The 21521-nt window shown below is 64.0% G+C and carries 22 protein-coding genes; 6 read left to right on the top strand and 16 right to left on the bottom strand.

The window, feature by feature from the left end; translation table 11 throughout:
• Positions 1-3 precede the first annotated feature (3 nt).
• The 4 genes from ABW22_RS04615 to ABW22_RS04600 are packed head-to-tail and all read right to left on the bottom strand — an operon-like array spanning position 4 to position 4437.
• Positions 4-1227 (bottom strand): ABC transporter permease, encoded by a 1224-nt coding sequence (locus tag ABW22_RS04615; RefSeq protein WP_193393281.1) that lies wholly within the window; start codon positions 1225-1227, stop codon positions 4-6.
• The gene (locus ABW22_RS04610) at positions 1224-1937 is read right to left on the bottom strand and encodes an ABC transporter ATP-binding protein (protein ID WP_193393280.1); all 714 of its coding nucleotides are present in this window, start codon (positions 1935-1937) and stop codon (positions 1224-1226) included. Before ABW22_RS04610 ends, ABW22_RS04615 begins: the two co-directional genes overlap by 4 nt.
• Positions 1937-3064, bottom strand: coding sequence for an efflux RND transporter periplasmic adaptor subunit (locus ABW22_RS04605; RefSeq protein WP_059752387.1), 1128 nt, complete (start codon positions 3062-3064; stop codon positions 1937-1939). The genes ABW22_RS04610 and ABW22_RS04605 overlap by 1 nt, the downstream gene beginning before the upstream one ends.
• Positions 3061-4437, bottom strand: coding sequence for a TolC family protein (locus ABW22_RS04600; RefSeq protein WP_082708517.1), 1377 nt, complete (start codon positions 4435-4437; stop codon positions 3061-3063). The genes ABW22_RS04605 and ABW22_RS04600 overlap by 4 nt, the downstream gene beginning before the upstream one ends.
• Before the next feature lie 141 nt (positions 4438-4578).
• Between ABW22_RS04600 and mutM the strand changes: the two genes are divergently transcribed.
• On the top strand, positions 4579-5391 hold the full coding sequence (gene mutM / locus ABW22_RS04595; protein ID WP_059752455.1) for a bifunctional DNA-formamidopyrimidine glycosylase/DNA-(apurinic or apyrimidinic site) lyase: 813 nt from the start codon (positions 4579-4581) through the stop codon (positions 5389-5391).
• Between the two features lie 78 nt (positions 5392-5469).
• Complete coding sequence (locus tag ABW22_RS04590) at positions 5470-7434, top strand: dynamin family protein (RefSeq protein ID WP_059752452.1); 1965 nt, start codon at positions 5470-5472, stop codon at positions 7432-7434.
• A gap of 18 nt (positions 7435-7452) precedes the next feature.
• On the opposite strand, the gene ABW22_RS04585 is transcribed toward ABW22_RS04590, so the two are convergent.
• Genes ABW22_RS04585 through ABW22_RS04565 form a run of 5 tightly spaced genes read right to left on the bottom strand, consistent with a single transcriptional unit; the run spans position 7453 to position 11493 of the window.
• Positions 7453-7704, bottom strand: coding sequence for a YfhL family 4Fe-4S dicluster ferredoxin (locus ABW22_RS04585; protein ID WP_059752383.1), 252 nt, complete (start codon positions 7702-7704; stop codon positions 7453-7455).
• A gap of 18 nt (positions 7705-7722) precedes the next feature.
• Positions 7723-8205, bottom strand: coding sequence for a pantetheine-phosphate adenylyltransferase (gene coaD, locus ABW22_RS04580; protein ID WP_059752381.1), 483 nt, complete (start codon positions 8203-8205; stop codon positions 7723-7725).
• A 7-nt stretch (positions 8206-8212) separates the two neighbouring features.
• Positions 8213-8788 carry a 16S rRNA (guanine(966)-N(2))-methyltransferase RsmD gene (gene rsmD / locus ABW22_RS04575; RefSeq protein WP_059752377.1) on the bottom strand — a complete coding sequence of 192 codons (576 nt, stop codon included), beginning with the start codon at positions 8786-8788 and terminating at the stop codon, positions 8213-8215.
• A complete protein-coding gene (locus ABW22_RS04570) occupies positions 8778-10085 on the bottom strand; it encodes a M16 family metallopeptidase (protein WP_059752374.1) in 1308 nt (435 codons plus the stop codon). The genes rsmD and ABW22_RS04570 overlap by 11 nt, the downstream gene beginning before the upstream one ends.
• Positions 10086-10134: 49 nt before the next feature.
• Complete coding sequence (locus ABW22_RS04565) at positions 10135-11493, bottom strand: M16 family metallopeptidase (RefSeq protein WP_059752450.1); 1359 nt, start codon at positions 11491-11493, stop codon at positions 10135-10137.
• A gap of 329 nt (positions 11494-11822) precedes the next feature.
• Between ABW22_RS04565 and ftsY the strand changes: the two genes are divergently transcribed.
• From ftsY to rpoH, 4 genes are all read left to right on the top strand, one after another.
• A complete protein-coding gene (gene ftsY / locus ABW22_RS04560; RefSeq protein WP_059752371.1) occupies positions 11823-12875 on the top strand; it encodes a signal recognition particle-docking protein FtsY in 1053 nt (350 codons plus the stop codon).
• Positions 12876-12888: 13 nt separating this feature from the next.
• The gene (gene ftsE, locus ABW22_RS04555) at positions 12889-13551 is read left to right on the top strand and encodes a cell division ATP-binding protein FtsE (protein WP_059752368.1); all 663 of its coding nucleotides are present in this window, start codon (positions 12889-12891) and stop codon (positions 13549-13551) included.
• Complete coding sequence (gene ftsX, locus ABW22_RS04550; protein ID WP_059752366.1) at positions 13548-14456, top strand: permease-like cell division protein FtsX; 909 nt, start codon at positions 13548-13550, stop codon at positions 14454-14456. Before ftsE ends, ftsX begins: the two co-directional genes overlap by 4 nt.
• Positions 14457-14539: 83 nt before the next feature.
• Positions 14540-15385 (top strand): RNA polymerase sigma factor RpoH, encoded by an 846-nt coding sequence (gene rpoH, locus ABW22_RS04545; RefSeq protein ID WP_059752363.1) that lies wholly within the window; start codon positions 14540-14542, stop codon positions 15383-15385.
• Between the two features lie 206 nt (positions 15386-15591).
• On the opposite strand, the gene ccoS is transcribed toward rpoH, so the two are convergent.
• From ccoS to ccoN, 7 genes are all read right to left on the bottom strand, one after another.
• On the bottom strand, positions 15592-15801 hold the full coding sequence (gene ccoS / locus ABW22_RS04540; RefSeq protein ID WP_059752447.1) for a cbb3-type cytochrome oxidase assembly protein CcoS: 210 nt from the start codon (positions 15799-15801) through the stop codon (positions 15592-15594).
• Between the two features lie 8 nt (positions 15802-15809).
• Complete coding sequence (locus tag ABW22_RS04535) at positions 15810-16586, bottom strand: FixH family protein (RefSeq protein ID WP_237763229.1); 777 nt, start codon at positions 16584-16586, stop codon at positions 15810-15812.
• Positions 16583-18019, bottom strand: coding sequence for a cytochrome c oxidase accessory protein CcoG (ccoG, locus tag ABW22_RS04530; protein ID WP_059752356.1), 1437 nt, complete (start codon positions 18017-18019; stop codon positions 16583-16585). The genes ABW22_RS04535 and ccoG overlap by 4 nt, the downstream gene beginning before the upstream one ends.
• A 76-nt stretch (positions 18020-18095) precedes the next feature.
• Positions 18096-19016 carry a cytochrome-c oxidase, cbb3-type subunit III gene (ccoP, locus tag ABW22_RS04525; protein WP_059752353.1) on the bottom strand — a complete coding sequence of 307 codons (921 nt, stop codon included), beginning with the start codon at positions 19014-19016 and terminating at the stop codon, positions 18096-18098.
• Positions 19013-19210: a cbb3-type cytochrome oxidase subunit 3 gene (locus ABW22_RS04520; RefSeq protein WP_059752350.1), complete on the bottom strand. Its 198-nt coding sequence runs from the start codon at positions 19208-19210 to the stop codon at positions 19013-19015. The genes ccoP and ABW22_RS04520 overlap by 4 nt, the downstream gene beginning before the upstream one ends.
• Before the next feature lie 23 nt (positions 19211-19233).
• Positions 19234-19980, bottom strand: a complete 747-nt coding sequence (ccoO, locus tag ABW22_RS04515) for a cytochrome-c oxidase, cbb3-type subunit II (protein ID WP_059752347.1) — start codon at positions 19978-19980, stop codon at positions 19234-19236.
• Positions 19981-19997: 17 nt separating this feature from the next.
• On the bottom strand, positions 19998-21452 hold the full coding sequence (ccoN, locus tag ABW22_RS04510; RefSeq protein ID WP_059752345.1) for a cytochrome-c oxidase, cbb3-type subunit I: 1455 nt from the start codon (positions 21450-21452) through the stop codon (positions 19998-20000).
• Between the last annotated feature and the right edge of the window lie 69 nt (positions 21453-21521).

Genomic DNA, 21521 nt, shown 5'->3' with positions numbered 1-21521 from the left:
CGCTTATTGCGCGCGCAGCGCCTCAATGGGATCGAGCCCGGCGGCGCGGCGCGCCGGATAAAAACCGAAAAACACGCCGATAAGGAAGGAGACGCCGACCGCCATCAGCACTGAGGCCGGCGTCACCGCGACCGGCAGGCCGGCGAAGCGCTCGACCAACCAGGCGCCGCCGATGCCGAGCGCAAGGCCGATGGCGCAGCCGATCAGCGACAGCGTCAGCGCCTCGATCAGGAACTGCCACAGCACGTCGCGTCGGCGGGCGCCAATTGCCATGCGGATGCCGATTTCACGCGTGCGTTCGGTCACCGACACCAGCATGATGTTCATGATGCCGATACCGCCGACCACCAGCGAAATGGCCGCGATGGCACCGAGCAGCAGGCTCATGACGCGGGTGGTCGACGCTGCGGTTTCGGCGATCGCGGTCAGGTTGCGCACGATGAAATCGTCTTCCTGTCCCACGCCGATGCGATGGCGGTTGCGCAGCACCTCGTTGATGGCGGACTCCGCAGCATCCATGGTTTTTTCCGAGGTCGCCTGCGCCATGATGAAGCGGGCGCGATTGCGCAGGCTGCTGCTGAAAATCTTCTGCTGCGCGCTGGAAATCGGCACGATCACCAGGTCGTCCTGATCGCGCCCGTCCAGGCTCTGGCCCTTGGCCGCCAGCACGCCGATCACCTCGAACGGCGCCTGCCGGATGCGGATGATTTTGCCGATGGGGTCCTCGTCGCCGAACAGCTCGCGCGCCACCACCTGGCCGATCACCGCCACCCGCGCGCCGCTGCGCACGTCGGCCTCGCTGAAGAAGCCGCCGGACGCCATCGGCCAGTCGCGCACGATGGCGTAGTCCGGCGTGCTGCCAAAGACCGACGTGCTCCAGTTGAGGCCGGCATAGATCAGCTGGGCGCTGCCGGGCGACACCGGCGCCGCCGCCACGATGTCCGGCAGATCGCGAATGGCGTCGGCGTCGGCGAAGGTGAGCGTGGGCGCGCTGCCCATCGCCACCCGCGCGCCGCCGGTCGTGGTGGCGCCTGACATGACGATGAAGAGATTGCTGCCCATCGACTCGATCGCGCTGCGCACCATGGCCTGCGCGCCTTGGCCGATCGCCAGCATGAGGATCACCGCCGCCACCCCGATCATCATGCCGAGCATGGTAAGAAAGCTGCGCATGCGGTGCGTGGTGAGCGCGTGCCACGCGGTCTCGAACAGGCTGGCGATGATCATGCCGCGACCGCCTCGATGGCCACGTCTTCCACCACGCGGCCATCCTGAAAGCGGATGCGCCGCCGCGCATAGGCGGCAATGTCGGCTTCGTGGGTGACCAGCACCAGCGTGATGCCCTCCTCGTGGTTGAGCTGGCTGAAGAATCCCATCACCTGGCGGCTGGTTTCGCTGTCGAGGTTTCCGGTCGGTTCGTCGGCAAAGATGATGCGCGGCCGCGTGGCGAGCGCACGCGCGATCGCCACGCGCTGCTGCTGGCCGCCCGACAGCTGCAGCGGCGTGTGGTGCGAACGGTCGCCCAGCCCCACGCGGTTGAGCGTCGCCTGCGCCTGTTGCCGCCGTGCCTGGCGCCCCATGCCGGCATACATCAGCGGCAGCGCGACATTGTCGAGCGCCGTGAGCTTGGGCAGCAGGTTGAAGCCCTGGAACACGAAACCGATTTCGCGGTTGCGCAGCGCGGCCAGCTGGTCGGATGACAGTCGGCTGACGTCCTGCCCATGGAGGTGATAGCTGCCGCGGGTGGGGCGGTCGAGACAGCCGAGCAGGTTCATGAAGGTGCTCTTGCCCGAGCCCGAGGCGCCCATGATGGCGACGAACTCGCCCGCGGCAATGCCGAGGCTCACCCCGCGCAAGGCCTGGAACACGCCGGCGCCGGTCGGATAGTCCTTCTCGATACCCAACACCTCGATCAGCAGCTGGCCGAATTCCGCCATTAGAACAGGCGCCCGCGCGGCATGCTGCCGGTGTCTTTTTTCGCCGCCAGGTCGGCCACAATCACCGCATCGCCCGGCTTCAGTTCGCCGGAGACGATCTCGGTGTAGGCCTTGTCGCTGATGCCGGTCCTGACCGCCACACGAACCGGCTGGCCGTCGGCACCCAGCACGTGCACCGCCGCACCGCGCGGCGTGCTGCCGCGTTCTGCGGCCGGGTCGACCGGCGGGCGAAAGCGCAGCGCCGCCGTCGGCACCCGCAGCACATCCGGGCGCGTTTCGACTTCCACCCGCAGATTGGCGGTCATCCCCGGCATCAGCGCCAGATCGGGGTTGGCGACATCGACCACCACGTTGTAGGTGACCACGTTCTGCTCGGTTCTGGCGTTCAGCCGCACCTGCCGCACCGCACCACTGTAATGGGCGTCGGGAAACGCATCGACCAGGAACTTGACCGGCTGCCCGACCTTGACCTGTCCGATGTCGGCTTCCGACACGGTGGAATCGATCTGCATCTGCGTCAGGTCCTTGCCGATCTGAAACAGCGTCGGCGTCTGAAAGCTCGCCGCCACGGTCTGGCCGACGTCGACCTGACGGTTGATGACGGTGCCGTCGACCGGCGAACGGATCACCGTGAAGCCCAGATTAGTCTGGTCGCGCGTCACCTGCGCGCGCGCCACCCGCACCTGCGCCATGGCCTGCTCTCGCGCCACCTGGGCCTGATCGAGCTCCTGGCGCGACACGTATTCCTGCTTGAACAGCATCTGCATGCGCGCGGCGTTGGCCTCGGCCAGCCTCAGCTGCGCCTGCGCGTTGGCCAGGTTGGCGCTGCTTTGCGCCAGCGCCGCCTGGAACAGCGCCGGGTCGAGCTCGGCCAGCACCTGCCCCGCCTTCACCTGCTGGTTGAAATCCGCCTGGATGCGCCGCACCGTGCCTGACACCTGGGTGCCGACGTTGACCAAGGTGACGGGGTTGAGCGTGCCGTTAGCCGACACCTGGGCGCTGATATCGCCGCGGTCCACCGCCACGGTGCGGTATTGCGACTCGGCCGGCTTACCCTTGCTGCTCCACCACCACCCCGCTGCGCCGATCATGATGACCAGCAGCACCAGCATTCCTGTTTTTTTCATTGCATGGTTTCCTGTTGCACGCGTTCCATCCAGTCCCAGCTCAGTTCGCCCATGGCCTGCGCCAGCTCGGCCCGCGCCACCCGAAGGCCCAGCCGGGTCTGCAGTTGGCCCTGGCGCGCCTGCGCCAGGTTGGCCTGCGCGCTCAGCACGTCGAGCAGAATGCCGAGCCCGGCCTGATAGCGACCGAGCGCCAGTTTTTCGGCGGCGGCGGCGCTTTCCACCAGATCGGCGCTGCGGCTGTCCGCCGCGGTCTCGCTCCGCAGGCGGTAAAAAGTGCGCCATACCTCCAGCGCCACCTGATTGCCGACGCGATCGCGCTCGACCGCCGCCAGTTCGGCCTGGGTCTGCGCGGCGGCGATCTGATAGGTGCTGCGGTAACCGGTGAACAGCGGGATGGTCAGATTAACCCCCAGGCTGGAGCTGGTGGCAGCCAGTGCACCGCTGTCCTGCCGGCGCGCATCGAAAAAGGCCGACAGACGCGGCTTGCCAGCGGCCTCGGCGCTGCGCACGCCGGCCTCGCGCGCCAGCAGCGTGGCCTCGGCCGCGCGCAATTCCGGCCGGCGGATGCGCGCAGCTTCGATCAGCGCCTCCACCGCCCGGCCAAGGTCGAGCGGCTGGCTGAAGGCGGCCTCGTCGTCCTGCAGCGTCCAGGCGGTCTGGTTGACATCCCCCATCAGGGCGGCCAATTCGCCGCGCAGCCGCGCGGCTTCGCCCTCGGCGCGAATGCGCTCGATCTGGCGCTGGGTATGCACGGTTTTTGCCTGCAGGCGATCCAGCGGGATGGCGGTGCCCACCTCCACCCGTGCCGTAGCGGCTTTCAACGCCTCGAGCGCGGACGCCTCGGTTTCGCGGGCGGCGAGCACGGCGCCCTGAGCGGTTGCCAGGTTGAAATAGGCCGTGACGGTTTGCAGATACAGCAGACGCACACTCGCATCATGGCTGGCGCGCGCGGCGGCCAACAGCGCTTCGGCGGCATCGCTGCGTGCGGCGCGCCCGCCAAAGTCATACAGGAGATATTGCGCATCCAGCCCGAATTGCCAAGCGCTGCGGTCGCTCGGCAGCAGGTCGTCGCTGTTGGCCGCCAGACGGCCGCTGAGCGAAATGTCGGGCAGGTACGCGCTTTGCGCCTGCCCCCGTTCGGCGGCGCGCAGCCGCGACGTGAGCCAGGCACTGCGGGTGGCGGGATTGGCGCACAGCGCGCGCTCGACCGCGCGCGCCAGCGTGAGCGTGCCGGCAACGGACGTCGCCTCGCAGGCGGTTGCGGGGCGCAACTCGGACGCCGGCGACGGCAGCGTGCGCGCTAGCACCCCGAAAGGATCCGCAGCCAAAGCCGCGCTGCTGAACAGCATCACCAGCAGCAAAGAAAGTCGCATGTTCAAAATCGGGGAAGGCTTCAGGGGTTGAAGTGCGGTATATAGAATCGCAGTGTATCGGTTCGGTTCCCGCGTGCGGGAGCAAAATAGCGTGATGGCGTCATGCGTAGCGTCAACCTCTCCTTGATCGAAGCCTGCCCCATGCCCGAATTACCCGAAGTCGAAACCACCCGCCTGGGCCTGCTGCCGCGCCTGCAGGGCCGCGCGCTCACGCGCATTATGGTGCGCAACCCGCGCCTGCGCTGGCCGGTGCCGGATGACCTGGAAGCACGGCTGGCGGGACTGACGCTGCATTCGCTCGCCCGGCGCGGCAAGTACCTGCTGTTCGATTTCGGTAGCGTCACGCAGATCGTGCATCTTGGCATGTCGGGCAGCCTGCGCTTTGCCGGGCCCGACGAGCCGGCCGCCCTGCACGACCATGTCGACTGGCTGTTCGACGACGGCACCCTCTTGCGGCTGCGTGACCCGCGCCGTTTCGGCGCGGTGCTATGGACCGACGACGTGGCGCGGCATCCGCTGCTGGCGCATCTGGGGCCGGAGCCGCTGACGCCGGCGTTCGATGCGGCCTACCTGCATGCGCAGTGCCAGCGCCGCAACGCCGCGATCAAGCAGGTCATCATGGATGGGCAGGTGGTGGTCGGCGTCGGCAACATCTATGCGTCCGAGTCGCTGTTCCATGCCGGCATCCGCCCCGCCACTGCCGCTCGCCGCCTCAGTCGCCCGGCCTGCGCGCGGCTGGCGGCGGCGATCAAACAGGTGCTGACGGCGGCGATTGCCGCCGGCGGCAGCTCGCTGCGCGATTACGTCGCGAGCGACGGCGAACTGGGCTATTTCCAGCTGCAAACGCGGGTCTACGATCGCGCCGGCCTGCCCTGCAAGACCTGCGCCACGCCGGTCCGCCGCATCGTGCAGGGGCAGCGCGCAAGCTTTTACTGCCCGACCTGCCAACGTTGATGCAACGTCCTTCCACCCGAATCAAGTTTGTCATTAAGATACCGTTAAATTACAGCGATTTATCTGATGGATGGCCCCATGAAACCCACAACCCTGGTTGACGAATTCGAGCATTACAGTGCCTGGCGCGATGCTGTGTTCGTGCGCGTCGAGGCGCTGCGCGACTGGCTCAACACGCAGGAACTGGGCGACGCTGAATCCGAGATGCGGCTGAACCAGTTGCTGGGGCGGCTGCAGGAAGACACGCTGAACGTGGCCTTTGTCGCCGAGTTTTCGCGCGGCAAGTCCGAACTGATCAACGCGATTTTCTTCTCGGACTACCGGCAACGCGTGCTGCCGTCGTCCGCCGGGCGCACCACCATGTGCACCACCGAGCTGTATTACACCCCCACTCTGCGCCCCTCGCTGCGCCTGCTGCCGATCGAGACCAAAACCCGCGACGGCAGCATTGCCGACTTCAAGCGCGACGCCGACGCATGGACCGAATTCCCGCTCAACCTCGATTCCGCCGACGAGATGAGCGCAATCCTGATGCGGCTGGCCGACACCATGCAGGTCGATGCCGCCACCGCAGAAGCCTACGGCCTGATCAACCCGGATGACGAGGAAACCGCGCGCAGCCTGGAACGCGACGGCAGCATCGCAATTCCGCGCTGGCGCCATGCGCTGATCAATTTTCCGCATCCGCTGCTGAAGCAGGGACTGGTCATCCTCGACACCCCGGGGCTGAACGCCATCGGTACCGAGCCCGAACTCACGCTCAACATGCTGCCCAGCGCGCATGCCGTGCTGTTTCTGCTGAGTGCAGACACCGGCGTCACCAAGTCGGACATCGAAATCTGGCGTCAATACATCGCCCCGGTGCAGGGTGCCAGCCGGGCGCGTCTGGTGGTGCTGAACAAAATCGACGGCCTGTGGGACGAACTCAAGACGCCGGCCGAAATCGACGCCGAAATCGCCAAGCAGGTCGCCGGCAGCGCGGCCTTGCTCGACCTGCCCGCCAGCCAGGTCTACCCGGTGTCGGCGCAGAAAGCGCTCGTCGCCAAGGTAAAGAACGACCCTGCCCTGCTGGCAAAGAGCCGCCTGCCCGAGCTGGAAGCGGCGCTGACGCAGGAACTGATTCCCCACAAGCAGGCGCTGGTCAGCGAATCGGCCCAGGCCAGCGTGGAGGATGTGGTCATCAAGACCACCGAATTGCTGGAAACCCGGCTCGCCACCATCCAGGATCAGGTCGACGAGCTGGAAGGGCTGCGCGGCAAGAACCGCGACGTCATCCAGCACATGATGGTCAAGGCCAACGAGGACAAGCAGCAGTTCGAGCGCGGCCTGCAGCAGTTCAATGCGTTGCGCAATGTATTCGCCTCACAGGTCGACACGCTGCGGCGGCATCTCGGCATGCAGGCGCTGCGCGACGAAGTGCGCCATACCCGGATGACAATGGAAAAAAGCCATTTCAGCATGGGCTTGCGCGAGGCGATGGGGCGTTTCTTCCGCCAGGTGGACGGCAACCTGAAGGCTTCAGCGGAATCAATCCAGGAAATCCGCGCCATGATGACGGCGATGTACCAGAAGTTCAGCGACGAGCATGGGCTGGCGGCGGTCAACCCGCCGGACCACAGCCTGCGCAAATACCGTAAGGAAATGGCGCGCCTGGAACGCATTTTCGACGAGCGCTTCAATACGGTTTTCAAGATGCTGACCCTGGGCCAGCACCAGCTGACCGCGCGCTTTTTTGAGACGCTGGCCAGCAAGGTGGTGCAGGTATTCGAACTCGCCAACAGCGAAACCGAAGCCTGGCTGAAGGCACTGATCTCGCCGATGGAAACCCAGGTGCGCGAACACAAGATCCAGCTCAAGCGCCGCCTGGAAAGCGTCAGCCGCATCCATGCCGCGACCGAAACGCTGGATGACCGTATCGCCGAACTCGAGGCGTCAATCGGAACCGCGAGCGATCAACTGGACCAGCTGGCGCGAATCAACGCGCGCATCGTCGAAGCCCTGTCCGATGACCTGACCGAGGCGCGACTGGTTAAAACGGCCTGAACCCAGGTACGGTTAGCGTTATTTGTTGGCTGTCAGACGCAGGAATTTTTCCTGCAGTTGTTCTTTGGTTTCCGGGTAGTCCGGATTAAACGGGATGCAGTCGACCGGACACACTTCAACGCACTGCGGCGTATCGAAGTGACCCACACATTCGGTGCATTTGTTGGGGTCGATGATGTAAATCTCGTCGCCCTGGGAAATGGCTTCGTTGGGGCATTCGGGCAGGCAGACGTCGCAATTGATGCATTCGTCCGTAATCATCAAGGCCATGGAGCTCTCCGGGTTATATCAGCTTTTGCTTATTTTCTCACTTAATCGCTGCGCCACCAATGGGTGGACAAACGGCGTCACGTCGCCGCCCAACTGCGCGATCTCGCGGATCATGCTGGCGGAAATGAACATATATTGATCCGACGGCGTGAGGAACAGGGTTTCGATGTCGGGCCTGAGGTTGCGGTTCATCCCCGCCAGCTGGAATTCGTATTCGAAATCGGACGCCGCACGCAAGCCCCGCAACACGGCGATTGCGCCCTGCTCAGCGACAAAGTCGATCAACAGGCCGGAGAAGCCTTCCACCCGCACCTTCGGCACGTCGGCCAGCACGTCGCGCGTCATCGCCACCCGCTCCTCCATGCTGAAAAACGGCTGTTTGTTGCGCGATTCGGCCACCGCGACGATGACGTGATCGAACAGCCGCACCGCGCGCCGCACCAGGTCTTCGTGGCCGCGCGTGATGGGGTCGAACGTGCCGGGATAGACAGCAGTCAGCATCTTTGAATTATTCCTTGGTCAGCAGCGCAAAATGCGAGCGCCCAGCGCGCCCGCTGCGGTGGATGATAAGCCCCGCCGGCGCGATCACCGGCGCCGCCTGTTCGATATACGCCTGACCGCCGGACTTGAGATGGCGAGCCAGGTCAGTGAGCACCGTCGCGGCCAGTCCGCTGTCGAACGGCGGATCGACAAAAATCAGGTCGAAGGTCTCGCGGCTGTTCTCCAGCCAGGCCAGCGCGTCGGCACGACAGACGTCGACCTGGGTTGCCCCGAGCACGTCACGGTTTTCCCCCAGCGCGTCGAGCGCGGCGCGGTCGCGTTCGATCATGATGACGCGCCCCGCGCCGCGCGAGGCGGCCTCGAAGCCGAGCGCGCCGCTGCCGGCAAACAGGTCCAGGCAGACCCAGCCCGGCAGATCCTGCCCCAGCCAGTTGAACAGCGTCTCGCGCACGCGGTCGGGGGTGGGGCGCAGGCCCGCGCTGTCGGGAAAACCCAGCAGCCGGCGGCGATACTGGCCACCGATGATGCGCACGCGATTGGCGGCGCCGTGCGCCCGGCCCGGCGCCGCGCGCTTAGCGAGCATTGCCCGTTCCCACCACCACGGTGACCAGCTTGTCGGGATCGACACGGCGGGCAAACGCCTGCTTCACCGCTGCCACGTCGACCGCATTGACCTGGTCGACCCAGCTGTCCAGGTAATCCAGCGGCAGCTTGTAGAAGCCGATCACCGACAGGTAATCGAGGATTTTCCGGTTGCTGTCGATGCGCAGCGGAAACCCGCCGGTGAGGTTGGATTTGGCCTGGGTGAGTTCGGCCTCAGAGGGGCCCTCGGCGATGAACTGCCGCAGCGTCGCCTGCGCCACCTTCAACGCGTCGTCGGTCTGCTCCAGCTTGGTCTGCAGGCCCAACTGGAACGGCCCAGCCTCACTCATCGGCAGGAAATAGCTGTAGGCGCTGTAGGCATAGCCGCGCTTGTCGCGCACCTCGCGCATCAGCTGCGAATCGAAGCCGCCGCCGCCCAGCACGTAGTTGCCGACAAACAGCGGGAAGTAATCGGGGTCGTTGCGCGCCATCCCCACCATCCCCACCAGCACATGGCTTTGCGTGGAGGGATGGGCGATGCGCGTGTCGGACGCCGTTGCCGGCGCAGGCTGCGGCAGCGCCGGCAGCGCCGCCGCCCGCGACAAACCGGCCGTCAGACGAACCGCAATGGCTTCGGCCTCGGCACGCGTGACGTCGCCCATCAGTGAAATCACCACGTTGGGCACGCTGTAATGCGTGCGATAAAACGCCTGCAGGTCGCCGCGCGTCAGCCGCGCGATGGCAGCGGGATCGCCCGCTTCATCGTGCGCATAGGGATGCGTACCATACAGCGCGCGGTAAAACGCCTTGCTGGCGACCGTACCGGGATCGGCCTCGGCTTCGCGTATCGATGAGATCAGGCGCTGCTTTTCGCGCTTGATCACCGCCTGCGGAAAACCGGGGCGTTGCAGCACGCGTGCAAGGATATCAAGCGCCTTGTCCTTTTCGGCGGCGGACGACAGGGTGCGCAGCGTCACCCCGGCGCGGTCGCGGTCGAGGCGTCCCGACAGCACCGCGCCCACATCGGCCAGGCGATGGGCGATGGCGGTATCGGAGAGGCCGCCTGCGCCCTGATCGAGCAGGCCGTGGGTCAGATGGGCAAGGCCGGCCTTGCCGACGGGATCGCGGGCGCTACCGGCAGGGAAATCGACTGCAATATCGAGCATCGGCAGTTCGTGGCTTTCGACAAAAAACACCCGCGCGCCCTGCGGCGTTTGCCAGTGCTGGATGGCGAGCGCAGCCTGCGCCGACAGCGGCAGGCTCAGCAACAGGGCAACAAGGAAGGACTTGATCAACATGGTTTTGATTGCCAGGGCATTGATTGACAGGGCTTTAATTGACAGCGCGTTAATTAGCATGGCGCACTCCCGGCACATTGGCGCGAGCAGGTTGCGCGTCCAGCGGTTGCGGATCGAGTTCGGCCACGCTCAGCCGGTCATCCTGCAGCCATTGCTGCGCGGCCGCCTGCACCTCGGCTGCGGTCACCGCACGCAGCTTGCCGACCCGGCCTGCCAGCGCCGCGGGCGGCAGCCCGGCGGTCACGTATTCGCCCAATTGCATGGCCTGATAAAACAGCGAGTCGCGCTGATAAACGTCGGCCGCGATGACCTGCGCCTTGACCCGTGCGAGCTCCGCCTCGCTGATGCCTTCGCGCTGGACCCGTTCGAGCTCGTTGCGAATGGCTTTTTCCAGCGTGTCCACCGATTTGCCCGGCGCCGGCGTCGCGTCGATCATGAACATGCCCGGACCGCGCGAGACGGCGTCGTAGCCCGCACTCGCATTCACCGCAATCTGCTGCATCTTGACCAGCGATGTCTGCAGCCGCGCCGAGTCGTTGCCGGACAGCACGCCGGCCAGAATCTGCAGCGCATACGGCGTGGTGTCCTGCGCCCAGTCCTTGAGGGTGGGCGCATGCCAGGCCATCAGCAGATAGGGCAGCTGCGCCGACGCCTTCACCACAATGCGCTTCACACCCACCTGCGCGGGCTCGGCCTGCGGCCTGCGTTCCGGCAGGGCGCCCGCGGGCAATGCACTGAAATACTGTTTGGCCAGCGCAATCACCTCGTCGGCCTTGACGTCCCCCGCCACCACCAGGGTGGCGTTGTTGGGTGCGTACCAGCGCGCATACCAGTCGCGCGCATCCTGTGCAGTCATGTTCTGCAGATCGTCCATCCAGCCGATGATGGGGCGACGGTAGGGGTGCGCCTGGTAGGCAGTAGCCATCAGGCGTTCGACCAGCACCGATTGCGGCTGGTCGTCGGTGCGTAGCCGGCGCTCTTCCATCACCACCTGGATTTCCTTGGCAAACAGTTCATCGCTGATGACGAGATTGGCCATGCGGTCGGCCTCCAGTTGCATCGACAACGCCAGCCGGTCTTTCTGCATCTGCTGGAAATACGCCGTGTAGTCGCGGCTGGTAAACGCATTCTCGCGCCCGCCGGCGGCGGCAATGCGTTTTGAAAACTCACCCGGCGGCACGTTCTTCGTGCCCTTGAACATCATGTGCTCGAGCACGTGTGCCACCCCGGTGGTGCCGTTGAATTCGTCCATCGAGCCGGCGCGGTACCACACCTGCGACACCATCACCGGCGCGCGGCGATCCTCGTGCACGATCACCCGCATCCCATTGTCCAGCGTGACGTCCGTCAAAGCTGCCTGTGCGCTGCCCAGCAGCAGCGCCAAACCGATTGCCCATAGGCTGCGCATGAAATTCACCTCTGTTTGCATGAGTTTGAATGATCCCGAAAACCACGGTCGGATGCACGTTGCCGGTGAACATCATCAAAAATTAAAAAACCAATCTGCATACAAAAATCCTTAAGGAGACGCTGATTAATCCGTCTTTGCGAGGAGCGAAGCGACGCGGCAATCCAGAAATGCCTGCTTAATCAATGCGCTGGATTGCCGCGCTTCGCTCGCAATGACGGTTATATCGAATTAATCAGTGTTTCCTTAAGCGTGTGAGCGGTCATCTGCGGTTTTCAGGATGATAAGATACAGCGTCCGTCAAACAGTTGTGCAGACTGCCTTAATCCGTGTTTAGTTTCTTCAAGTCCAAGCCCGCTCCCGAACCCGAAACGCCCAAGCCTGAACAGCCTGCGGCGCAACCCGAGTCGAGCCCCCCACCCGTCGAGCCGACCGCCGCGCCGGCCGAGACGCGTCCGGGCTGGGCGCAACGGCTGAAGCAGGGGCTCGCCAAAACCCGCAACCGGCTCGGCGGCCAGCTGTCCGGCCTGTTTGGCGTCGGGCGCAAGATCGATGCCGAGTTGTTCGAGGAGCTCGAAACCATCCTCATCACGGCCGACGTCGGCGTCGATGCGACCCAGGCGCTGCTCGACACCCTGCAGAAGAAAGTGCGACGCGAGGGGCTGACCGAGGCCGCCGACCTGCAGGCCGCGCTGAAAGAAGCGCTGGTCGACCTGCTGACGCCGTTGCAGGCACCGCTCGACGTCACCCCGCACAAGCCCTTCATTCTCATGCTGGCCGGCGTCAACGGCGCCGGCAAGACCACCACCATCGGCAAGCTCGCCAAGCTGTACCAGGCACAGGGCCTGTCGGTGCTGCTGGCGGCGGGCGACACCTTCCGCGCAGCGGCGCGCGAGCAACTGCAGGTCTGGGGCGAGCGCAACAACGTGACGGTGATCAGCCAGGAAAAAGGCGATTCCGCTGCGGTGATCTTCGACGCCATCCAGGCCGCACAGGCGCGCGGCATCGACGTGGTGCTGGCCGACACTGCCGGCCGCCTGCCGACCCAGCTGCACCTGATGGAAGAGATCAGAAAGGTCAAGCGAGTGATCGAAAAAGCCGCCCCCGGCGCGCCGCATGAAGTGCTGCTGGTGCTCGACGCCAACACCGGACAGAACGCCGTCACCCAGGTCAAGGCCTTCGACGATGCGCTCGGCGTGACCGGGCTGGTGCTGACCAAGCTCGACGGCACCGCCAAGGGCGGCGCGATTGCCGCCATCGCCCAGGCCCGGTTAAGCCCGGCGCGGCCGATCCCGGTGCGCTACATCGGCGTCGGCGAAACCGTCGACGACCTGCGGCCGTTCGATGCGCGCGAGTTCGTCGAAGCGGTGTTCAGCGTTTGACACAACCCAGCCCATGATCAGCTTCAGCCAGGTCACCAAGCGTTATCCCGGCGGGCACGAAGCCTTGTCCGGGGTTAATCTCGCCATCGAAAAAGGCGAACTGGTTTTCCTGACCGGCCATTCCGGCGCCGGCAAGAGCACCCTGCTGAAGCTCATCGCCGCCATCGAGCGCCCCACCAGCGGGGTCGTGTCGGTCAGCGGCCAGAACGTCGGGCGCTTGCCGCAGCGTGCCATCCCCTATTTGCGCCGCAACATCGGCCTGATCTTCCAGGATCACAAACTGCTGTTCGACCGCAACGTGATCGAAAACGTGGTGCTGCCGCTCGACATCGCCGGGTTCGACCACCGCGAATCGCTGAAGCGCGCACGCGCCGTGATCGACAAGGTCGGCCTGCTCAAGCGCGAGAAAGCCAACCCCGTCAGCCTCTCCGGCGGCGAACAGCAACGCCTGTGCATCGCCCGCGCACTGGTGAGCCGCCCCGCCCTGCTGCTGGCCGACGAGCCCACCGGCAACCTCGACGCCGGCTACGCCGCCGACATCATGACGATGTTCCGCGACTTCCATCAGGTCGGCACCACCCTGGTGATCGCCACCCACGACGACCGCGCCATCATGGCGCTGGGCGGCCGTACGCTGCAACTGGACCACGGCAAGATCGGTGAGGTGGCGGCATGATCGGCTGGCTGCGTCATCAGAAACATGCGTTCGCGGCCGCATTGCGCCGCCTGGGCGCGCATCCGGTCGCCACCCTGCTCACTGCGCTGGCGATGGGGGTGGCGATCAGCCTGCCAGGCGGGCTCTATCTGGGGCTCGGCCACCTTGACCGGCTGGCGGGCGACCTGCCCGCACAGCCGGAAATCAGCGTATTCCTCGACGCCGGGGCGTCGACTGCAGAGAAACAGCGACTCGCCGCACGGCTCCAGCAGGCCGACATCGCCGAGGCCCGCTACGTCCCCAAGGACGACGCGCTGGCGACGCTGAGCGCCGCGCAGGATCTGGCCGACATCACCGCCGGCCTGATGCAGAACCCGCTGCCGGATGCCTGGGTGGTCCGGCCGCAAACGACCTCGCGCGAGGAACTGGCGCGGGTCGCGGCCGATCTGGGCAAGCTGCCGGGGGTGGCGGAAACCCACCTCGACAGCCAGTGGGCAGCCCGCCTGCAGGCCGCGCTCGCCATCGGGCGCACCGGCGTCTGGCTGCTGGCGGGGCTGTTCGCCATCGCGCTCGTCGCCATCTCGGGCAACGCCATCCGCGCGCAGGTGCTGGCCCGTCGCGACGAAATCCTGGTCAGCCGGCTGATCGGCGCCACCGACCGCTACATCCGCCGCCCTTTTCTCTATGTGGGCGCGCTGCAGGGCATGCTGGGCGGACTGGCGGCAGGTGGCGTACTGGCCGTGGCCGGGACGCTATTGCGCGCACCGGTCGAACACCTGGCCGACCTGTACGGGTCGGCCTTTCATCTGCTGCCACCGGCCGCGACCGAGATTGTCGTCGTGCTCGGCCTCACCACCCTGTTTGGCTGGCTCGGGGCCTGGCTCTCGGTGACGCGGGCGCTGCACCAGGTGGAGGCCGCTCGTTGATTGCCCTTTTTGCGGAACCCTGAGTAGCCTTAGCACTCTCAGAATGCGAGTGCTAAAATGCTTACAAAGGAGTTTTTACACGCATGAATCAAACGATATCCTTACCCGTTCCCGCTGCGTACAGCCTGGACAGCTATATCCAGACCGTCAATCGCTACCCCATGCTCACCTTGGAAGACGAGCAGCGGCTGGCGCGCGCCTGGCACGACAAGCAGGACGTCGAGGCTGCCCGTCAACTGGTGGTATCGCACCTGCGCGTGGTGGTCAGTGTGGCGCGCCATTATGTGGGCTACGGCCTGCCCCAGGCCGACCTGATCCAGGAAGGCAATGTCGGCCTGATGAAGGCCGTGAAGCGGTTCGACCCGGAACGGGGCGTGCGTCTGGTGTCATTTGCGCTGCACTGGATCCGCGCCGAAATCCACGAATACGTGCTGAAGAACTGGCGCCAGGTCAAGGTTGCGACCACCAAGGCGCAGCGCAAGCTGTTCTTCAACCTGCGCAGCCTGAAACAGTCGCTCAATGCCCTGACGCTCAAGGAAGCCGACGCCATGGCGCGCGAGCTCAACGTCAGCCGCAAGGATGTGCTGGAAATGGAAACCCGCATGTCGGGCCATGACGTTTCCATCGACCCGACGATGGATGACGGCGAGGAAGGCTACAGCCCGCTGGCTTATCTGGCGAGCCCCGACGAAAACCCGGCCCAGTTGCTGGAGCGCGAGCAGACCGAGCGCCTGCGCCATACCGGCCTGGCCACCGCGCTGGAAAACCTCGACGCGCGCAGCCGCCACATCATCAAGGCGCGCTGGCTGACCGAAGGCGAAACGGCGACCCTGCATGAACTGGCCGCTGAATATGGCATATCCGCCGAGCGCATCCGCCAGATCGAAGCGCGCGCCCTGCAAAAAATGCGCGCCCTGATTCCGGCGTAAGCTGCGGCACGCCCCAATGAAAACGCCCCGCATTGCGGGGCGTTTTCATTGGGGCTGCAGCCAATCAGAAGAAAGAGGCGATCAGGACCGAAAGGACGCTGATCCATGCCCAGATGATCAATGCGGTCACCACCACCATGGGGAAACCCTGAAAAGTGAAAAGCTGTTTCATCGTGCGCGCTCCATAAAAGTTGATGAATTTTAGTTTACTTGGACTCGTTTGGGTACTTGTTCCCGGCTGGATTTTCATCTTGACGGCTCAGGCGGTGGGTCGGCAACAGCGGATCGTCGTCGTCCATCAGGATGCGTTCGGCCGGCCCTTCCAGGTCGTCGAACTGGCCGCTTTTGATCGACCAGAACACGCCCACGACAATCAGCAGCACAAAGATGCCGGACAGCAGGAACAAAAACCCCATGATGCCGCTCACGGCGCGACCAGCTCCTGTATGAGCTGATAGTGCACATCGCGGTCGCGCAGCAGGCGCAACTCGGCCAGCCAGCGTCCACTGGCTGGCAAATGCAGCACCCCGCCATAGGTGCCGGCACCAAGCGCGGCGAGCGGCAATACGAGTGTAGCCTGCAGCGCCCCGGGGCGCTGCAGGCGCAGTTCGGCCTCGATGCGATCGACGGGCAGGCCGGTGCGATCCCTGACGCGAACCTGGATTGCGCGCGCAGGGGCGTTGCCGTCGAGGCCGGCGACTTCGACCTGCCAGCCGAGCTCAGACTCGCGCTGCGCCTGAGACAATTCGGACGAGACCGCCTTGGCTGCCGCCTGTCCATGCGTCACCACTCCGGAAAAGCCACTGTAAACCGCGGTCCCGTCACTGCCCAGCCACCAGCGCGCAAGCGGATCGGGCAGTCCCTTGGTGGCGATGTAAAGCAGGCTGCCGTTGACCACGACAAGACCCAGGAAAAACGCCGTCAGGAGCTTGGGCGCCCAGTGCATGCGGCCGACGCTGTGCCGACGGAACTGGCTCACCGCAAACAGCACCAGCCCCGCCGCGAGAAAGACCGAGATGTGCATGGCCACCACGTCCAGCCCCGGCCAGCGCCCGACAATGAGCGCGAAATACGCGAGCAGCGGGATCAGTCCCGCCAGCAGTGCGCGCAGGATCGGGGGCAGTCCGCGGATGGCGCCCCCTATTGCATAAAGGGCAAACACAGCGGCCAGGCCGCCAAGCAGGGAGGTCATCGTATTCATGGACGTTTTCCGGGGGCGTCAAAACGGACGATTTCGCTACGGGCTTCTACCGATTTTCCAAGCGGCGTAATGCGCAACTCGAAGTGCTGAGTTTGCACCGCCACTGCCAAAGGCAGCCAGACGCTAGCCTGCACCAGTGCGCTGTGACCGGGCTTGATGGTGATTTCGCTGAAATTGCCGAGATCGAGCGCAGCGGCCGGGATGCCGCGTGCGCTGATTACATAGGTCTGCGCCTGCCCCGCCTTGTTGGTGATGCGAATCTGGTAGCGGTTGCGGATGTCGCCGTTCGACAGCACGACGTAGAGCGGCTGACGGATCTGATTGACGGCGCGGTCGAAGTTGCCACGCGTAGCCACGCTGTAGCCCAGGTAGGCGGTCATCAGCACCAGTGCCACCCCGTAGCCGATGGTTTTCAGCCGCTTCCATTGCAGCTTAGGCGCAGCCGGCGTCGGCGAGGCCAGATTCTTTTCCGAATCGTAGCGGATCAGGCCGCGCGGAAAACTGAATGAATCCATGATGGTGTTGCAGGCGTCGATGCACAGCCCGCAGGAGATGCACTTGTATTGCAGACCGTCGCGGATATCGATGCCGACCGGACAGACCTGCACGCACAGGCCGCAATCGACGCAGTCGCCCAGGCCCTTTTCGTGGCGCTCGGCCAGGGTGCGCTGGCCGGCGCGCGCGGCGGCCCGCCCGTGTGTCGCTTCGCCGCGCCTGGCATCATAGTGCACGGCCAGGGTCTCGGGCTCGTACATCACGCTCTGGAAGCGGCCATACGGGCAGACATAGGTGCAGATCTGCTCGCGCATCAGGCCTGCCGCGACGTAGGTCGACAGCGTGAGGATGCCGACCGTGATGTAGGCGGCGGCCGCGGCCTGGCCGCTGAAGAAATCCAGCAACAGTTGCGGTGCGTAGGCAAAATAGAAAATGAACGTCAGCCCCGTCCACAATGACGCCAACATCCAAAGGGCATGGGTGCCGCCGACCTTGAGAACCTTTTCGCGATCCCAAGGCTGACGGTAGAGGCGCACCCGCGCCGGACGCTCGCCCTGTATCTTGTGCTCGATCCAGATGAAGAAGTCGGTCCACAGGGTCTGGAAGCAGAAATAGCCGCAGAACGCGCGCCCGACCAGCCCGGTGACGAAGAACAGCAGGATGGCGGCGATGAACAGCAAGAGCGCCAGCCAGATGACATCCTGCGGGTAGACCGTCAGCCCGAAGAGCAGGAATCGGCGTCCCGGCAGATCGAACAACACCGCCTGCGCCGGGGCATCCAGGCGCGACCACGGCAGCCACGGCAGCAGAAAGTAAATCGCATAGGCCAGCACCAGCACCGAGGTCTTGAAACGCCGGAACCGCCCCTTCACCGAGCGGGTGAAGATGGGAATGCGTTTCTGATAGAGCCCGAGCTGGTCTTCTAGACCTGTTTGCATGGTGTGACCAGTTGAGTGGGTAGTAAGCAAAAGCCCCCGAGAACGGGGGCCTGGATCATCGCGTCAGCCGGCGGCCCTACTGCCCGCCGCCCAGTTCATGAACGTAGACCGTCAGAACCTTGATTTGTTCAGGCGACAGGCGCCCGGACCACGCCGGCATCACGCCCTTGTTGAGGCCGCCGGCGATGACGCCACGTATCGCTGCGACCTTGCCCTCGGCCGTGTCCGCTGCCGGCACGTCAGCCCACAGCCAGATGTTGTCGGTCAGATTGGGGGCGCCGATATCCTTGCGTCCCGTTGCATCGCTGGTGTGGCAGTAGTAACAGGCTGCCGTTTCGCTATGAAACAGCACATCGCCGGCTGTGGCCTTGGTGGCGTCGTGGCCGATGCTCGACAGGCTGGCCACGTAGTTCGCCAGCTGGTCGATCTGCTCGCCATTCAGCACTTCGCTGAAGGCCGGCATGTAGCCACGACGGCCGCCCAGCAGGGTTTCGTGAATCTTCTCGTACGAACCGCCATACAGCCAGTCGTCATCGGTCAGGTTGGGAAAGAAGCCGATCACCCCCTGGCCACCGGCCTGATGACAAGCCGCGCAGTTTTCCGCAAACAGCGACTTGCCCGCGGAAATAATAAAGCCGCTCATGTCCGGATCTTGGGCGATCTGCTCATAGGGCATCGCCGCTACTTTGTCGAAGTAGGGCTTTTGCGTGACCGCGGCCTTGTTCAGGTCTGCCAGCAGCAGCGCACGCGTGTTCCAGCTGTGGGTCTTCGTTTCGCCCTCGCTGTTGACGTAGGTGATGTTCGAAACGCCACCGATCCAGCCTTTGCCAAGCGGCCACGAAGGATAGAGGGTCCAGTACACGAGGGCGAAAATCACCGTGGCGTAAAACGTGTAGACCCACCACACCGGCAGCGGATTGTTGTATTCCTGCAGGTCGCCGTCCCAGGCATGACCCGTGGTTTGAACCGTTTGAGATTGTAGTTTTTGCTCGCTCATTGCTTGTCCTTCGTGCCGTCTTGATCGCCTGGCTGGTCATCGAGAAACGGGATATCGCGGTAAGACTCCAGTTTCGCGCTGCGCTTTTTGCTACCGTAGACGTAGATCACGATGCCGATAAAGGTGACGAAAAAAATGATCAAAGCCAGGGGCTTGGTATTTTCGGGTTTGGAAAACCACATCAACCATTCCATTTCCTGGCCTCCTGCCGTGACGCTCAGCGGAACTCGACGAACGCGTCGTCGGTGTATTTGCTGAAATCGACCATGGTGCCCAGCACTTGCAGATAGGCCACCAGCGCATCCATTTCGGAAATGCCGGTGCGATCGCCATCGTAGTTGCCGAAGTTGGCCTGCTCGATCAGGTTTTTCTGCGCATCGGGAATGTGGAGTTGCCCGGCCACGGTCTCGCCGAACTTGGTCACGTTGGCGTCGTACTCGGCCTGCGACAGCGAATACGGCACGCCGACCTTGCGCAGCGCCTTCAAGCGGTTGGTGATATCGGAAATATCCAGCGGCGTCGACAGCAGCCACGGATAGTTCGGCATCACCGACTCGGGCACCATCGAACGTGGCGCCACCATGTGCTGTACGTGCCACTCGTTGGAATACTTGCCACCCACCCGCGCCAGGTCGGGGCCGGTGCGCTTGGAGCCCCACTGGAAGGGATGGTCGTATTGCGATTCCGCCGCCAGCGAGTAATGGCCGTAGCGCAGCTTTTCGTCGCGGAACGGGCGAATCATCTGCGAATGGCAGGCGTAGCAGCCCTCACGCTGATAGATGTCACGGCCGCGCTGTTCCAGCGGGGTGTAGGGACGCACGCCCTCGACCTTCTCGATGGTCTCGTCGATGAAGAACAGCGGCGCGATTTCCACCAGGCCACCGACGCTAATCGCCAGCATGGTCAACACGGACATCAGGCCGATGTTGGTTTCAATCCATTCGTGTTTGAAGTTGAAGTTCATTTTGTATCGTTCCCGTATCAGGCATGTGCCATCTTGGCGGCCAACCGGGCATCCAGCGCGGCGCTTTCGCGCTTGCCCTGGCGGATGGTCATAAACATGTTGACCGTCATCAGCACGGTGCCGGTGAGGAAGAACATGCCGCCGATGGCGCGCATCGCGTAGAAGGGCATCATCGCCACAACGGATTCGACAAACGAGTATTGCAGGTTGCCGAACTCGTCAAACGAGCGCCACATCAGGCCCTGGGTGATGCCGGAAATCCACATCGCGACGATGTACAGCACGATGCCGATGGTGGCGAGCCAGAAGTGAGCTTCCACCAGCTTGTTGCTGTAGATCTTGGTGTCCCACAGCTTGGGCATCATGTGATACAGCGAGCCAAAGGTAATCATCGCCACCCAGCCCAGCGCGCCGGAGTGGACGTGGCCCACGGTCCAGTCGGTGTAATGCGACAGCGCGTTGACCTCCTTCAGCGACATCATCGGGCCTTCAAAGGTCGACATGCCGTAGAACGACAGCGCGACGATCATGAAGCGCATTACCGGGTCGGTGCGCAGTTTGTCCCAGGCGCCCGACAGGGTCATGATGCCGTTGATCATGCCGCCCCACGAGGGCATCAGGAGCAGGATCGAGAAGGCGGCGGCCAGCGACGAGGTCCAGTCGGGCAGCGCGGTCCAGTGCAGGTGGTGCGCACCCACCCACATGTACATGAAGGAGAGCGCCCAGAAGTGGACGATCGACAGGCGGTAGGAATAGATCGGGCGGCCGGCCTGCTTCGGCACGAAGTAATACATCATGCCGAGGAAGGCGGCGGTGAGGAAGAAGCCCACCGCGTTGTGGCCGTACCACCATTGCACCATCGCGTCCTGGGTACCGGAGAACAGGCTGTACGACTTCATCGAGAACAGGTCGATCGGCATCGCCAGGTTGTTGAAGGTGTGCAGCAGCGCGGTCGCCAGGATGAAGGCCAGGTAGAACCAGTTGGCGACGTAGATGTGCGGCTGCTTGCGGCGCATGATGGTGCCGACGAACAGGATCAGATAGGTCACCCACACCACCTCGATCAGGATGTCGATCGGCCATTCCATCTCGGCGTACTCGCGCGACTGGGTATGGCCGAGCACGTAGCTGATGTCGGCCAGCACGATGATCGCCATCCAGCCCCAGAAGGTGAAGCTGGCCATGCCGTCCGAAATCAGCCGGGTCTGGCAGGTGCGCTGGACGACGTAATAGGAGGTGGCAAACAGCGCCGAGCCACCGAAGCCGAAGATCACCGTGGTGGTATGAACGGGGCGAAAGCGCCCGAACGAGAAATACGGACTGTCAAAGTTCAGGAATGGCCAAGCCAGCTCGGAGGCGATGTAGACCCCGACAAACATGCCGATAACCGCCCAGACAAGCGACATGATGGCAAATTTCTTAACGATATCAAAGTTGTACTGCTCTGCACCGGAATATGTTGTGACCGCCATCGACCGCTCCTGTTGTACCCGAAATAGCGCTTATTGCCGCGCTTTAAACAGCATATGCTTATATTAAAA

This window comes from Thiobacillus denitrificans, from assembly GCF_001530125.1.
Taxonomy (GTDB): Bacteria; Pseudomonadota; Gammaproteobacteria; order Burkholderiales; family Thiobacillaceae; genus Thiobacillus; species Thiobacillus denitrificans_C.
Note: the sequence above shows the minus strand (reverse complement) of the source record. Positions and strands in the feature narration are given on the sequence as shown.